This window comes from Rhodoferax sp. (genome assembly GCF_028689305.1).
Taxonomy (GTDB): domain Bacteria; phylum Pseudomonadota; class Gammaproteobacteria; order Burkholderiales; family Burkholderiaceae_C; genus Rhodoferax.
In genome coordinates, this window is the sequence record NZ_JAQTWM010000009.1 from 49,853 (window position 1) to 64,928 (window position 15,076).

Here is a 15,076-nt window from a genome sequence, read left to right on the forward strand (position 1 = left end):
CGAGGTCGAAATGCTCAAGCTGCCGGGCCTGGATCATGAAGTGGGCACGGTCTGGTCAGAAGCCGGGGTGGTCACCAACCGCGTGGCGCATGCCGCCGAGCGTGCCGGTTTTGTGTTTGCCGTGGACCCAACCTCGTCGGAAGCCTCGTGTATTGGCGGCAACATTGCCATGAACGCTGGTGGCAAAAAGGCCGTGTTATGGGGCACGGCGCTGGACAACTTGGCCAGCTGGCGCATGGTGACCCCGCAGGCCGAGTGGCTGGAGGTGACCCGCATTGGCCACAACATGGGCAAGATCCATGACGTGGATGTGGCCAGTTTTGAGCTGCAGTATTTCAAGGCCGACGGCAAAACGCCGCTGCGCCAAGAGCGCCTGGACATTCCTGGCAAAACCTTCCGCAAGGAAGGCCTGGGCAAGGACGTGACCGACAAGTTTTTGAGCGGTCTGCCGGGCATTCAAAAAGAAGGCTGCGATGGCCTGATCACCAGCGCGCGCTGGGTGGTGCACCGCATGCCCAAACACACCCGCACCGTGTGCCTGGAGTTTTTTGGCAACGCCAAGGATGCGGTGCCCAGCATCGTCGAGATCAAGGACTTCATGTTCGCCGAGCAAAAGCGTTCAGGCGTGGTGCTGGCGGGGCTGGAACACCTGGATGACCGCTACCTGCGGGCGGTGGGTTATGCCACCAAGTCCAAAAAAGGCGCGCAGGCGCAGCCGGGTTCCAGCATCACCGTGCCCAAGATGGTGCTGTTTGGTGACATCGCCGGTGACGATGCCGATGAGGTGGCTCGCGTTACCTCGGAAGTGGTACGGATTGCCAACTCACGCCATGGTGAAGGTTTCATTGCCATCAGCCCGGAGGCGCGTAAAAAGTTCTGGCTCGATCGCAAGCGCACGGCGGCGATTTCCAAACACACCAACGCCTTCAAGATCAACGAAGACGTGGTGATTCCGCTGCCGCGCATGGCCGAGTACACCGATGGCATTGAGCGCATCAACATCGAACTGAGCCTGTCCAACAAACTGGCTTTGTGTGATGCGCTGGAAACATTCTTTACCCAGGGCAACCTGCCTTTGGGGCAGCAGGACGCTGCCGAAGGTATTTCCGCCGCCGAGTTGCTGGAAGACCGGGTCGCCCAGGCGCAAGCTTTGCTGGCGGACGTGCGGCAGTTGTGGTCCGGCTGGCTGCGGGACGTGGGCACGCTGTTTGAGCAGCTGCAGGATCACAGCTTGCGCGCCAGTTGGAAAACGCAGATCCGCCAGCCGCTGCAGCAGATTTTCAGCGGCAGCGCGTTTGATCCGATCCTGGCTGAGTGCAACGCCATTCACCAGCGCGTGCTCAAAGGGCGGGTCTGGGTGGCGCTGCACATGCATGCCGGTGACGGCAATGTGCACACCAATATCCCGGTCAACAGCGACGACTACGACATGCTGCAAGCGGCGCACGGAGCGGTCAAGCGCATCATGGCGCTGGCGCGTTCGCTGGATGGTGTGATCTCGGGGGAGCACGGCATTGGCATCACCAAGCTGGAATTTTTGAGCGATGCGGAGCTGGCGCCATTCACCGCTTACAAGGCCAAGGTGGACCCCGAAGGGCGTTTCAATCGAGGCAAGCTGCTACGAAATGCAGAGCGTCACATCAAGGAGGGACGTGGGCTGGATGGTAATTTGGCCATTTATGCCGATCTGACCAACGCCTACACGCCGAGTTTTGGCCTGATGGGGCATGAGTCCATCATCATGCAGCAGTCCGATATCGGGGCGATTGCCGACAGCGTGAAGGACTGCCTGCGCTGCGGCAAGTGCAAGCCGGTGTGCTCCACCCATGTGCCACGCGCCAACCTGTTGTACAGCCCGCGTAACAAGATCCTGGCCACCTCACTGCTGGTGGAAGCTTTCCTCTACGAGGAGCAGACCCGTCGAGGCATCTCGATCCGCCACTGGCAGGAATTTGAAGATGTGGCCGATCACTGCACGGTGTGCCACAAGTGCTTGTCACCGTGCCCGGTGAAGATCGATTTTGGTGACGTGTCGATGGCCATGCGCAACCTGCTGCGCAAAATGGGCCAGAAGAGTTTCCGCCCGGCCGGGGCTGCAGCGATGTTCATGCTCAACGCCACGAATCCTGAGACCATCAAGCTGGCGCGCTCGGTCATGGTCAATGTGGCCATCAAGGCGCAGCGTCTGGCGGCCGATGTGCTCAAGGTGGTGGCGCGTCAGCAGACCAAGGCGCCGCCGGCCACACTGGGTGTGGCGCCGTTGAAAGAACAGGTGATTCATTTCGTCAACAAGAAACTGCCCGGCGGTTTGCCCAAGAAAACGGCCCGCGCCTTGCTTGACATTGAAGACCGGGACTATGTGCCGATCATCCGCGACCCGGCTGCTACTACCGCCGAGACCGAAGCCGTGTTTTATTTCCCAGGTTGTGGCTCCGAGCGGCTATTCAGTCAGGTGGGGCTGGCCACGCAGGCCATGTTGTGGCATGCCGGGGTGCAGACCGTGTTGCCGCCAGGTTATCTGTGCTGTGGTTACCCACAACGCGGTGCCGGCCAGTTTGACAAGGCCGAAAAAATGATCACCGACAACCGGGTGTTGTTCCACCGCGTGGCCAACACGCTGAACTACCTGGACATCAAGACGGTGGTGGTGAGCTGTGGCACTTGTTATGACCAGTTGCAGGGTTACGAGTTCGACAAGATCTTCCCGGGTTGTCGCATCATTGACATTCACGAATACCTGCTGGAAAAAGGCATCACGCTGGCCAATGCCGGTGCTTTCCTGTTCCATGACCCCTGCCACAGCCCGATGAAGTTGCAGGAGCCGATCAAAACCGTCAAGGCGCTGCTCGGGAACAATGTGATCCAGTCCGAACGGTGCTGTGGGGAATCGGGCACGTTGGCGCTGAATCGCCCTGATATTTCGACCCAGGTGCGTTTTCGCAAGGAGGAAGAAATCCTCAAGGGGGAGGCCCAGTTGCGCGCCACAGGGGCTTTGGGGGCGAAAGGCAACGTCAAGATATTGACCAGTTGCCCGGCCTGTTTGCAAGGCCTGAGCCGGTATGGTGATGACTTGCAAAACGGTCTGCTGGAGGCCGATTACATCGTGGTCGAGATGGCCAACCAGATTCTGGGCCAGCAGTGGATGCCCGACTACGTCAAGAAAGCCAATAACGGCGGTATTGAGCGGGTGCTGGTTTGAGCCCGCGTCGGGCGGTATGAAAAACACGAGGAGATTTACCATGGCAGGTCTACAAGCCGGTGCACCCAGCCCGGAAAACATCACGGTGCATGGCGCCTCACGGGTGCTGGAGATCAGTTTCTCGGACGGCGCGAGTTACCGCATCCCGTTTGAGTTGATGCGGGTGTATTCGCCCTCAGCCGAGGTTGCCGGCCACGGTCCGGGCCAGGAGGTGCTGCAGACCGGCAAGCGCGAGGTTGTGGTGACGGATCTGGCGCCGGTGGGTAACTATGCGGTGCAGCCGACTTTTTCGGACGGCCACAGCACGGGTATCTATTCCTGGGATTACCTGTATTTTCTGGGTTCGCAGCAAGACCAGCTTTGGTCCGACTATTTCGGGCGGCTGGCTGCCGCCGGTGTGGAGCGTGACGCACCGATGCCCGAGAAGGCGGCGCACGCTTGTGGCAGCCACTGACATGGACTGAAGGCCGTTGCAGGGAGTCCCGACCTGCCACAAGCGTTTCGTTACTATCAAAATAGAAGCGGTTGACGCCTGTTTTATCTGGGGTCAAGCGCAGTTTCATTAAAATTGCAACAAATCCTTACGGACCACCGGGGCAATCTGTTCCTGAGCCGGGGGATCATCACTACCATCAAAGTCATGAGCACTACCCATTTTGGATTCAAGAGCGTCGATGAGGCGGAAAAAGCCAGCCATGTCAAAGGTGTGTTTGACTCGGTGGCGCCCAAATACGACCTGATGAATGATCTGATGTCGATGGGTCTGCACCGGCTCTGGAAAGCCTATACCGTCACGGTGGCCAATCTGAAAGAGGGTGATCAAGTGCTCGATATTGCCGGTGGTACCGGCGATTTGGCGCTGGCGTTCGCCAAAAAAGTTGGCAAGAGCGGCCGTGTTGTGCACACCGACATCAACGAGGCCATGTTGCGCACGGGTCGTGACCGTCTGCTCGACGAAGGTGTGGTGTTGCCCACCGTGGTGTGTGATGCCGAAAAACTGCCTTTTCCTGACCATCATTTCGACCTGGTCAGTGTGGCTTTTGGCCTGCGCAACATGACACACAAGGACGTGGCCTTGGCTGAGATGAACCGGGTGCTCAAGCCGGGTGGCAAGCTGTTGGTGCTGGAGTTCTCCAAGGTGGCCAAACCACTGGAAAAAGCCTACGACTGGTATTCGTTCAAGGTTCTGCCCAAGCTGGGTGAACTGGTTGCCGGTGATTCGGCCAGTTACCAGTATCTGGCCGAGTCGATTCGCATGCATCCGGGGCAGGAGGAGCTCAAAGCCCTGATGAAGGCTAATGGCTTTGGCCATGTGGACTACCATAATTTGACCGGGGGTCTGGTAGCCTTGCATGTGGGGATCAAATGTTGATGGGAATCAACATTGAGTTTGTCAGATAACTATTTTTGGAGACGGTATGAAACGTTGGCTTTGGGTGGTGGCGATGAGTTTGGCATTGATGGCGGGTCACGCCGATGCCGCCAAACGCCTGGGTGGTGGCCTGTCGATGGGCAAGCAGTCCAGCAATGTGACGCAGCGCCAGGCGGCACCTGCTGCGCCGACCCAGGCCGGCACGGCAACGGCCACCAAGAACCCGACCCCAGCGGCAACCCCTGCCGCCGCTGCGCCCAAGAAGCCTTGGGGCGCCATGCTGGGCGGTCTGGCTGCTGGTCTGGGACTGGCTTGGTTGGCCCATTCACTCGGGTTGGGCGAGGCCATGGGGCAGTTCATGATGTTCGCCCTGTTGGCACTGGTGATCATGGTAGCCGTGGGTTGGTTCATGCGTTCCCGTAAAACGCAGGGTGGTGCACAGCCTGCTTCGCCATTTGCCTTTCAGGGGGCAGGGCCGGCAGGTCAGCCTGTGGCGCCGGCCAGTTATCGTCCGGAAAATGTGGGTAATGATGCGTCTGCCCGTCCCTGGGAGCGCACTGCCACGGCCTTTGACAGCAGCAATGCGGCTGGCGGCTCAATGATCGGTTCGGGTCTGTTGGGGGCACAAACCTGGGGTATTCCTGCTGGTTTTGACACGGATGGTTTCCTGCGTTCGGCCAAGGCCAACTTCGTGTCACTTCAGGCGGCCTGGGATAAATCCGACATTGCGGCACTGCGGGTCATGATGACAGATGGCATGCTGAAAGAAATCCAGGCGCAGCTGGCGGAGCGCGAGGTGCACACCGGTGGTCCGGTGAACATGACGGATGTGGTGATGATTGAAGCGCATCTGCTGGGCATTGAGGACCTGGGTGAGGACTACATGGCCAGCGTCGAGTTTTCCGGCATGATCCGTGAGGAGCCGTCGGCCGGTCCGAGTCCGTTCCGCGAGGTCTGGAACATGACCAAGCCCAAGAACGGTCAGAGCGGCTGGCTGGTGGCCGGGGTCCAAGCCCTGCAATAAAAAGCTGGCTTCCAAAATTCAGGAATAATCGGGGACTATGGCAACACAGTCCCCTTTTTCATTGCTGGAAGACTTCCTCCAGAAACTCCCTTTACCCAAATTGCAGCCGCCCGCCTGGGCCGTGACCGAGGCGCAGCGACGTATGGTGCTGCTGCTCAATCATGTGCTGATGCAGGAGAGTGAGGCCACCGCCCGTTTGGCGCGGCAGAAGGGCCAGGTCATGCTGGTTCAGTGGCGTTCTTTTTCGTTCAAGCTCGAGGCCACGGCCGCCGGTTTGCTGGATTTGGCAGCGCCTGAAGCCAAACCCGATCTGGTATTGACGGTGACCGAAGAATCAGCCCTGTCGCTGGCACAGAATGCCTTGCGTGGCGAGAAGCCTGCCGTGCGGATCGACGGTGATGTACAACTGGCGGCGGAAGTCAATTGGCTCACGGAGCATGTGCGTTGGGACCTGGAAGAGGATCTGGCGCGCATCATGGGTGACGTGCCGGCCCGCACCTTGAGCCAGATGGCCCAAGGCCTGGTGGCCGGTTTGCGCCAGTTTGTCGCCAAGGCAGCGACCTTTGTGCCTGGTTCATCGTCCCAATGACACGCCTTTTTCGTGGCGCCTTCATTGTCTGGGTGCTGTTGCGTTATGGGCTGGATGAACTGGTTCTTTCCAGCCTGAAAAGCCCGTTGCTCAGGCGTTTGGCCCGGGTGGTGTCATTCGGGCGCAATCTGCAGGCTCCACGCGGCCAGCGCATCCGCCAGGCGCTCGAGAGTCTGGGGCCGATTTTTGTCAAGTTTGGGCAGGTGTTGTCCACCCGCCGTGACTTGATGCCGGTGGACATTGCCGATGAATTGGCCCTGCTGCAGGACCGGGTGCCGCCATTTCCAAATGATGTGGCGGTCGGCATCATCGAAAAAGCTTTCAAGAAGAAAATTGGCGACATCTTTGTGTCGTTTGAACAGCAGCCGGTGGCCAGCGCCTCGATTGCCCAGGTGCATTTCGCCGTGCTCAAGGACCGCCAGGGCCAGCATCGTGACGTGGCGGTCAAGGTGCTTCGCCCGGGCATGTTGTCGGTGATCGACAAGGATCTGGACCTGATGCGCATGATGGCTGGCTGGCTGGAGAGCCTGTCCACAGATGGCCGGCGTCTCAAGCCGCGCGAGGTGGTTGCCGAGTTTGACAAATACCTGCATGACGAGCTGGACTTGGTGCGTGAGGCCTCCAGCGCTGCGCAGTTGCGCCGCAACATGGCGGACCTGGAGCTGGTGCTGATTCCCGAGATGTTCTGGGACTATTGCATGCCTGATGTGATGGTGATGGAACGCATGACCGGCATTCCCATCAACCAGATTGACCGTCTGCGTGCGGCTGGGGTGGATATCCCGAAGCTGGCGCGTGACGGTGTCACCATCTTCTTTACCCAGGTGTTTCGCGATGGTTTTTTTCATGCGGACATGCACCCGGGCAATATCCAGGTCAGTGTGAATCCGGCCACATTCGGACGTTACATCTCGCTGGACTTCGGTATCGTTGGTACCTTGACCGAGATTGACAAGGAATATCTGGCACAGAACTTCACCGCGTTTTTCCGGCGTGATTACAAGCGTGTGGCGGAGTTGCATATCGAGTCGGGCTGGGTGCCGGCGTCCACCCGGGTTGATGAGCTGGAGTCGGCGATTCGCTCGGTGTGTGAGCCCTATTTCGACCGGCCATTGAAGGAAATATCCCTGGGCATGGTGTTGATGCGCCTGTTCCAGACTTCCCGGCGTTTCCATGTGGAGATTCAGCCGCAGCTGGTTCTGTTGCAAAAAACACTGCTGAATATCGAAGGTTTGGGACGCCAGCTTGATCCCGAGCTGGACCTGTGGGCCACGGCCAAACCGTTCCTGGAAAAATGGATGATGAACCAGATCGGTCCCAAAAAGTTGCTCGACGAGTTGCGCAATGAAGGGCCGCGGTATGCCAAGTTGCTGCCCGAATTGCCCCGTTTGCTGTTTGACTTCCTGCAGAACAATTCGCGGGGCCGGGGGGCGGAACTCCAGGCCTTGCTGGCAGAGCAGAAGAAGACCAATCGCCTGCTTTCTGCCATTGTTTATGGCGGTGTTGGTTTTGTGCTGGGTCTGCTGGTGATGCAGCTCATGGTACGGATTCGGCTCTTTTAGCCTCCCAGGGCGTGTCAGCGGCACGCAGACCCGTGCGACTTTATAATCACCGGCTTTGCGGCTCTTTCTCCAGTCTGATCATCATGCCAATTTATGCCTATAAATGCGAGTCCTGCGGGTTTGCCAAGGATGTGTTGCAAAAAATTTCTGACCCGGTGTTGACGGATTGCCCGGCTTGTGGAAAGGCTTCTTTCTCCAAACAATTGACGGCTGCCGGTTTCCAGCTCAAAGGGTCGGGTTGGTATGCCACTGATTTCAAAGGCGGCAGTGGTGGTGCGGCAGCGACGGCGCCCGCAGCTGCTGCAGCACAAACGGCTGCACCATCGGGCAGTGCAACGGAGACGGCCGTTGCACCGACCACTGGCTGTGGCAGTGGTTGTGCCTGCCACAGCTGAGACTTGACTGGAAGCACCCGTGCCCCTCAAAAAATACCTGCTCACTGGCCTGCTGGTCTGGCTGCCGCTGGCGATCACCATCTGGGTGTTGCTGTGGCTGGTGGGTTTGCTCGACGGCATTTTTGTCGCCTTGCTGACCGCTGCCCAGGCCGTCTCCCCGGAATCCATGGCGGTGTTCTGGGATCAGTTCAAGCATATTCCCGGTTTGGGGGTGGTGCTGGTTTTCAGTGCCTTGTTGCTGACGGGGTCGCTGGTGTCCAATGTGGCCGGGCGCTGGTGGTTGGCCCAATGGCATCGCTTGCTGACCAACATTCCGGTTTTCAAATCCATCTACAACAGTGTCAAAAAAGTTTCTGACACCCTGTTTTCCAGTAATGGCAATGCTTTTCGCACCGCCTTGCTGGTGCAGTACCCGCGCGCAGGCTCCTGGACCATTGCGTTCCAGACCGGTTCTCCTGGCGGTGAAGTGGCGCAACATCTGGGAGGCGACTTTGTCAGCGTTTATGTGCCCACCACCCCCAATCCGACCAGCGGTTTCTTCCTCATGCTGCCGCGCTCCGATGTGATCGAACTCAAGATGAGTGTGGACGAAGCCTTGACCTATGTCATCTCGATGGGTTCGGTGGCTCCGAGCCCGCCTGGCGGCGTTTCGGGCCAATAGTTTTTGACAACCTTGCCACCCCTGAGGGTGGTTATTGAAAGCAGTTTTTTTATGGCAATGCGTTCTCACTATTGTGGTTTGGTCACAGAAGCCCTGTTGGGCCAAACCGTTACCTTGTGTGGTTGGGTCAATCGTCGCCGTGACCACGGTGGCGTGATTTTTGTGGACGTGCGTGACCGCGAAGGTTACGTGCAGGTGGTGTGTGACCCGGACCGGGCCGAGATGTTCAAGGTGGCTGAAGATTTGCGCAACGAGTTTTGTATTCAGGTCAAGGGCCTGGTGCGCGCACGCCCTGAGGGCACCATCAACGATAACCTGAAGAGTGGCAAGATCGAAGTCTTGTGTCATGAACTCAAGGTGCTCAACCCGTCGGTGACACCGCCGTTTCAGCTGGATGAAGAAAATCTCAGCGAGACCACACGCCTGACACATCGTGTGCTGGATTTGCGTCGTCCCTACATGCAAAACAACCTGATGCTGCGTTATCGCGTGGCGATGGAAGTGCGCAAGTTTCTCGATGCCAATGGTTTTGTGGACATTGAAACCCCGATGCTCACCAAGAGCACACCCGAAGGTGCGCGTGACTATCTGGTGCCCAGCCGGGTTCACGATGGGCATTTCTTCGCGCTGCCACAGAGCCCGCAATTGTTCAAGCAGTTGCTGATGGTGGCCGGTTTTGACCGTTATTACCAGATCACCAAGTGTTTCCGTGACGAAGACCTGCGGGCTGATCGTCAGCCTGAATTCACCCAGATCGATATTGAAACCTCTTTCATGGAAGAGGAAGACATCCGTGACATGTTCCAGGGCATGATCAAAACGGTGTTCCAGAACACCCTCGGTGTGGACTTGGGTGAGTTCCCGGTCATGACCTATCAGGAAGCGGCGCGCCGCTTTGGCTCCGACAAGCCTGACCTGCGTGTCAAGCTGGAATTCACCGAACTGACCGATGTGATGAAGGATGTGGACTTCAAGGTGTTCTCGGGTGCTGCCAACATGAAAAATGGCCGTGTGGTGGCCCTGCGTGTGCCGGGCGCGGCGCGGGAGACCGGCGGGCTTTCCCGTGGCGAAATTGATGCCTACACCGAGTTTGTGAAGATTTACGGCGCCAAGGGCCTGGCCTATATCAAGGTCAACGAGCTGGCCAAGGGACGTGATGGTCTGCAGTCTCCCATCGTCAAGAACCTGCATGACGGGGCGATTGCTGAAATCCTCAAGCGCACCGGCGCCCAGGATGGTGACCTGCTGTTTTTTGGCGCGGACAAGGAAAAGGTGGTCAACGACGCCATTGGCGCCTTGCGCATCAAGATCGGTCATAGCGAGTTCGGCAAGAAAAATGGCCTGTTTGAAGACCGCTGGGCGCCCATGTGGGTGGTGGACTTCCCGATGTTCGAGCATGACGAGGAATCCGATCGCTGGGTGGCGGTGCATCACCCGTTCACGGCGCCCAAGGACGGCCATGAGGATTTGATGGTCACTGATCCGGGCAAGTGCATTTCCAAGGGTTATGACATGGTGCTCAACGGCTGGGAGATGGGCGGCGGTTCGGTCCGTATCCACCGTGCTGATGTCCAGCAAAAAGTGTTTGATGCCCTGAAGATCAGCCCTGAAGAGGCTCAGCTCAAGTTCGGCTTCCTGCTGGATGCCCTGCAATACGGCGCTCCGCCGCATGGTGGCCTGGCTTTTGGCCTGGACCGTATCGTGACGCTGATGACGGGGGCCGAATCGATTCGTGACGTGATTGCTTTCCCCAAAACCCAGCGTGCCCAGTGTCTGCTGACCCAGGCACCGTCGCCAGTGGATGAAAAACAATTGCGTGAATTGCACATCCGGCTGCGCAATGCCGAGGCTGTGAAGGCGGGCTGAACAACCTCCGGTTCGATGGAATCAGCAGGAAAAAAGGGCGCGTGATGCGCCCTTTTTTTGTTACTCGCGGGCGACGTTTCAATGACTAGAATGAACGTTCCAACCTGAGAGGCCCCCCATGCCTGGTGTCGATGTCTGCGGTGTCTGATCTGCCCATGTCCTTCAAGATACCTGAGTCTGTCCTGGTGGTGATCTATACCCCGGCACGGGACGTGTTGCTGATCAAACGAGCGGATGCCCCTGAATTCTGGCAATCCGTGACCGGCAGCAAAGACACTTTGGATGAGTCCTTTGAACTAACGGCCCGACGCGAGGTATTTGAAGAAACCGGCCTGGATTGCCGCACCGGTTCACCGCTTTACCCCCATCTTCATGATTGGGGCCTGGAGAATGTGTATGACATTTATCCCCAATGGCGCCACCGCTACGCACCGGGGGTTTTCCTGAATACCGAACATCTGTTTGGCCTGGAAGTGCCGGTGGGGGCGTCTGTGCGTTTGAACCCGCGCGAGCACACCGCTTACCAGTGGTTGCCTTATAGCCAGGCCGCTGACCGGTGTTTCTCGTCGTCCAATGCGGAGGCTTGTCTATTGCTGCCGCATTTTTTCAGCAGGACCGGATGCGTATGAGCGGCATGATTCGCGTAGCCACCTACAACATTCACAAAGGTGTTCAGGGCCTGGGCCCGACCCGTCGGCTGGAGATCCATAACCTTGGGCTGGCGGTGGAGGCGCTGGATGCCGACGTGGTCTGCCTGCAGGAAGTGCGCCACGTCAATCGCCGCGAGCAGGATTACTTTCAACATTGGCCTAAACAGGGGCAGGCTGATTTTCTGGCGCCGCTGGGGTTTGAGGCGGTTTACCGGACCAATGCGGTGACCCGTCACGGAGAGCATGGCAATGCACTGCTGTCGCGCTGGCCGGTGCTGGCGCACCAGCATGAAGACATGTCTGACCACCGTTTCGAGCAACGTGGCCTGCTGCATGTCGAGTTGCTGATCCATGGGCGCAGTGTGCATGTGCTGGTGGTGCATCTGGGGCTGATTCGTGCCAGCCGGGTGCGTCAGGTGGCCCAGCTCATGCAGTTTGTCCAGCGGGAGGTCCCGGCAGATGCCCCGTTGTTGATTGCCGGGGATTTCAATGATGGTGGTGCACGGCTGCGCGATGCGTTTGTCCGTATGGGCCTGCACGCGTGGCAGGGTGATGTGCAGCCCACGTTCCCATCGCGGATGCCGCTGGTGCAACTCGATCATGTGTTTGCCCGCGGCCTGCAGCCGCTGGGAGCGTCGGTGCCACGTGGCCGGGTCTGGTGGCGGATGTCCGACCATTTGCCCTTGATTGCCGAATTTTTGTTACCGGAATGACCGGGGCAGCATGTCTGACTACCTGACGGGCCACCGGGTACAGCTGCTACAGGGGGCCAGTGAGTTTTTTGAGGCACTGATCCAGGAGATGGATGCCGCCTTGCACGAGGTCCGGCTGGAAACCTATATTTTTAATGTCCAGGGTTCGGGCGAGCAGGTGGCGCAGGCCCTGATGCGTGCCGCCGGACGCGGTGTGGCGGTGTTTCTGGCTACGGACGGTGTGGGCACCCCCAGGCTGCCTGAGCCCTGGCCGCAGCAACTGGCGGCTGCCGGTGTGCAGTGGCTGGTTTATTCGCCTTTGGGACGGCTCGGGCTGCTGGTGCCAAGCCGCTGGCGCCGCCTGCATCGCAAACTCTGTGTGGTCGATGGCCATGTGGCATTTTGCGGCGGCATCAATGTGCTCGACGATTGGTGGGACCCGCATCATGGGGCACTGGACGGACCGCGGTTTGACTTTGCCGTTCGGGTGACCGGGCCGCTGGTTCAGGCCGCGCATACCGCCATGGCGCAGTTCTGGTGGCGGCTGCGGGCAGTACGCAGTGCCCAGCAGGTGGACTGGACCGGTGCCTGGGAGGCACTGCAGCAGGCCGTGCGCGAGAAGCGGCAAGCTGACCATGTGGAGGAGCGGCACGGCGGCGCACGGGCAGAACTGGTCTTGCGCGACAACGTGCGTTACCGTACCCGGATTGAACGCGCCTACCGCCAGGCCTTGGGGGAAGCGCGGCACAGCATCATTCTGGCGCATGCCTATTTCTTGCCCAGCCGCAAAATCCGCAAAAGCTTGATTCATGCCGCTCAGCGTGGGGTGCGGGTGCGCTTGCTGCTGCAAGGGCGTTACGAGTATTTCATGCAGTATCACGCCGCGCATGCGCTGTACGACAGCCTGCTGGCCGCCGGGGTGGAAATTTACGAATATCAATCCAGCTTTTTGCACGCCAAGGTGGCGGTGGTGGACGACCATTGGGCCACGGTGGGTTCGTCCAACATCGACCCGCTGAGCTTGCTGTTGGCGCGGGAAGCCAATGTGGTGGTGTCGGACCAGAAGTTTGCCAAAGACCTGCGACTGCAGCTGGAGCAGGCCATGGCCAAGCATGCCTTGCGTCTGGATCTGCAGCGTCACGTCCGGCGTCCGGTTGGGCAAAAGCTGCGCGACCATGCGGCACTGCTGCTGATGCGCACCTTGCTCTTCATTTACGGGAAACGCTATTAATAATATAGCTTAAACATCAATGAATACGTGGGCTAACAGCCAATAACCCTTATGAATAAACACTGATACCATCCTTGCCTGTATTTTTTACTTTGACGCACACCCATGAACCCAGTTGACCACGACGAAGGCACACCGGTATCCGTGAAGATCCGGGAGCGTATCAAGGCGGCGCGTAAACGATTCAATGCCAATGACAATATCGCCGATTTCATTGCGCCTGGAGAGCTTGAACTGTTGCTCGACGAGGTGGAAGAAAAAATGAAAGCGGTGCTCGACAGCCTGGTGATCGATGCCGAGCATGACCACAACACCGATGACACCGCCCGCCGTGTGGCCAAGATGTACATCAAGGAAGTGTTCCAGGGGCGCTACGTCAAGGGCCCCAACATCACGGAATTTCCCAATGCCGAGCATCTCAATGAGCTGATGATCGTGGGGCCGATCACGGTGCGCAGCGCCTGCAGCCATCACTTCTGCCCGATCATGGGCAAGATCTGGATTGGCGTGTTGCCCAATGAACACACCAACGTGATTGGCCTGTCCAAATACGCCCGGCTGGCCGAGTGGGTGATGAGCCGGCCGCAGATCCAGGAAGAAGCCGTGGTGCAGCTGGCTGACCTGATTCAGCAGAAGACCCAGCCGGATGGCCTGGCCATTGTGATGGAGGCCACCCATTTCTGCATGGGCTGGCGTGGTGTCAAGGATGTGGACAGTAAGATGATCAACTCGGTCATGCGCGGCAGTTTCCTCAAGGACCCCAATCTGCGCCGCGAATTTTTGTCGCTCATTCCCCAAAGAGGTTAATCATGTTGGTTCGTTTGCTCTACGCCAGCCGTGCCGTGGATACCAGTTCCGGGGCCATCGAATCCATCCTGCACCAGTCGCGCGAGCACAACCCGGCCAGTGGGGTCACCGGCGTGCTGTGTTATGGCAGCGGCATTTTCCTGCAGGTACTCGAAGGCGGACGAATGACCGTCAGCGAGCTGTTTGGACACATCCAGCGTGACCCACGCCACAAGGATGTGGTGCTGCTGAGTTATGAGGAGATCGCTGAGCGCCGGTTTGCCGGCTGGACCATGGGGGAAGTCAACATGACACGCATCAACACCTCGATCTTGCTCAAGTACGCTGAAAAAGCCGAATTGGACCCCTATTCGGTTTCTGGCAAGGTATCGCTGGCGCTGATTGAAGAGCTGATGATCACGGCCTGCGTTGTTGGTCGCGCCTGAACGCAACATGCCGGTGTCGCCGGCGGGTGAGAACACGCTGCTGCTCGGGTGCGACTTTTCCAGTGCGCCATCAGCCAGCAAGCCCATTGTGATGGCACTGGGTTCCTGCTCGGGGCAGCGGGTGGTGTTGTCCAGCTTGGTGCCGCTGGACTCACTGGCGGCGTTTGCGCAGTGGATCGGACAGCCGTCTGCCTGGGTCGGGGCGTTTGACCTGCCTTTTGGCTTGCCGCGTGAGCTGGTGGTGACGCTGGGTTGGCCAACCCGCTGGCGCGACTGCATTGAGCATTACAGCCGCCATAGCCGCGCGCAGATCCGTGCGCTGTTTGCGGCATTCTGCGCCGCCCGGCCTGCCGGCGGCAAGTTCGCCCACCGGGCCACAGACTTCCCGGCCGGGTCCAGCCCGAGCATGAAATGGGTGAATCCGCCGGTGGCCTACATGTTGCACGCCGGTGTGCCCTTGCTGCTGCAAGCCGGGGTCAGCTTGCCGGGCTTGCATGCCGGTACGGGTGATGCCCCGTTGCGCGTGGCGTTGGAGGGATACCCTGGTCTGCTGGCACGGGAGATCCTGGGCCGGCGCAGTTATAAAAGCGACGACAGGACCCG

15 protein-coding genes are annotated in these 15,076 nt (G+C 58.9%); all 15 read left to right on the top strand.

Annotation, left to right across the window (positions count from 1 at the left end; all coding sequences use genetic code 11):
• Positions 1-3,199 (top strand): FAD-binding and (Fe-S)-binding domain-containing protein (locus PHW99_RS03580; protein WP_300173869.1); only part of this gene is annotated, 3,199 nt, incomplete at its 5' end.
• Positions 3,200-3,239: 40 nt separating this feature from the next.
• Positions 3,240-3,653 carry a DUF971 domain-containing protein gene (locus PHW99_RS03585; RefSeq protein ID WP_300173870.1) on the top strand — a complete coding sequence of 138 codons (414 nt, stop codon included), beginning with the start codon at positions 3,240-3,242 and terminating at the stop codon, positions 3,651-3,653.
• Between the two features lie 186 nt (positions 3,654-3,839).
• Entirely contained in the window at positions 3,840-4,571 is a 732-nt protein-coding gene (gene ubiE, locus PHW99_RS03590) for a bifunctional demethylmenaquinone methyltransferase/2-methoxy-6-polyprenyl-1,4-benzoquinol methylase UbiE (RefSeq protein WP_300173872.1), read from the top strand.
• A 46-nt stretch (positions 4,572-4,617) separates the two neighbouring features.
• On the top strand, positions 4,618-5,595 hold the full coding sequence (locus PHW99_RS03595; protein ID WP_300173874.1) for a Tim44 domain-containing protein: 978 nt from the start codon (positions 4,618-4,620) through the stop codon (positions 5,593-5,595).
• Between the two features lie 37 nt (positions 5,596-5,632).
• Positions 5,633-6,184 carry a hypothetical protein gene (locus tag PHW99_RS03600; protein WP_300173875.1) on the top strand — a complete coding sequence of 184 codons (552 nt, stop codon included), beginning with the start codon at positions 5,633-5,635 and terminating at the stop codon, positions 6,182-6,184.
• The gene (gene ubiB / locus PHW99_RS03605; protein ID WP_300173876.1) at positions 6,181-7,746 is read left to right on the top strand and encodes a ubiquinone biosynthesis regulatory protein kinase UbiB; all 1,566 of its coding nucleotides are present in this window, start codon (positions 6,181-6,183) and stop codon (positions 7,744-7,746) included. Before PHW99_RS03600 ends, ubiB begins: the two co-directional genes overlap by 4 nt.
• 83 nt (positions 7,747-7,829) lie before the next feature.
• Complete coding sequence (locus PHW99_RS03610) at positions 7,830-8,141, top strand: FmdB family zinc ribbon protein (protein WP_300173877.1); 312 nt, start codon at positions 7,830-7,832, stop codon at positions 8,139-8,141.
• 19 nt (positions 8,142-8,160) lie between these two features.
• Entirely contained in the window at positions 8,161-8,802 is a 642-nt protein-coding gene (locus PHW99_RS03615; RefSeq protein ID WP_300173879.1) for a DUF502 domain-containing protein, read from the top strand.
• A 51-nt stretch (positions 8,803-8,853) separates the two neighbouring features.
• On the top strand, positions 8,854-10,668 hold the full coding sequence (aspS, locus tag PHW99_RS03620; RefSeq protein WP_300173881.1) for an aspartate--tRNA ligase: 1,815 nt from the start codon (positions 8,854-8,856) through the stop codon (positions 10,666-10,668).
• Between the two features lie 155 nt (positions 10,669-10,823).
• On the top strand, positions 10,824-11,297 hold the full coding sequence (gene nudB, locus PHW99_RS03625; protein WP_300173882.1) for a dihydroneopterin triphosphate diphosphatase: 474 nt from the start codon (positions 10,824-10,826) through the stop codon (positions 11,295-11,297).
• On the top strand, positions 11,288-12,031 hold the full coding sequence (locus PHW99_RS03630; RefSeq protein ID WP_300173897.1) for an endonuclease/exonuclease/phosphatase family protein: 744 nt from the start codon (positions 11,288-11,290) through the stop codon (positions 12,029-12,031). Before nudB ends, PHW99_RS03630 begins: the two co-directional genes overlap by 10 nt.
• 10 nt (positions 12,032-12,041) lie before the next feature.
• Positions 12,042-13,241 carry a cardiolipin synthase ClsB gene (gene clsB, locus PHW99_RS03635; protein ID WP_300173883.1) on the top strand — a complete coding sequence of 400 codons (1,200 nt, stop codon included), beginning with the start codon at positions 12,042-12,044 and terminating at the stop codon, positions 13,239-13,241.
• A gap of 105 nt (positions 13,242-13,346) precedes the next feature.
• The gene (gene folE / locus PHW99_RS03640; protein ID WP_300173884.1) at positions 13,347-14,048 is read left to right on the top strand and encodes a GTP cyclohydrolase I; all 702 of its coding nucleotides are present in this window, start codon (positions 13,347-13,349) and stop codon (positions 14,046-14,048) included.
• A gap of 2 nt (positions 14,049-14,050) precedes the next feature.
• Complete coding sequence (locus tag PHW99_RS03645; protein WP_300173885.1) at positions 14,051-14,473, top strand: BLUF domain-containing protein; 423 nt, start codon at positions 14,051-14,053, stop codon at positions 14,471-14,473.
• 7 nt (positions 14,474-14,480) lie between these two features.
• On the top strand, positions 14,481-15,076 hold a 596-nt coding region (locus PHW99_RS03650), incomplete at its 3' end, for a DUF429 domain-containing protein (RefSeq protein WP_300173886.1).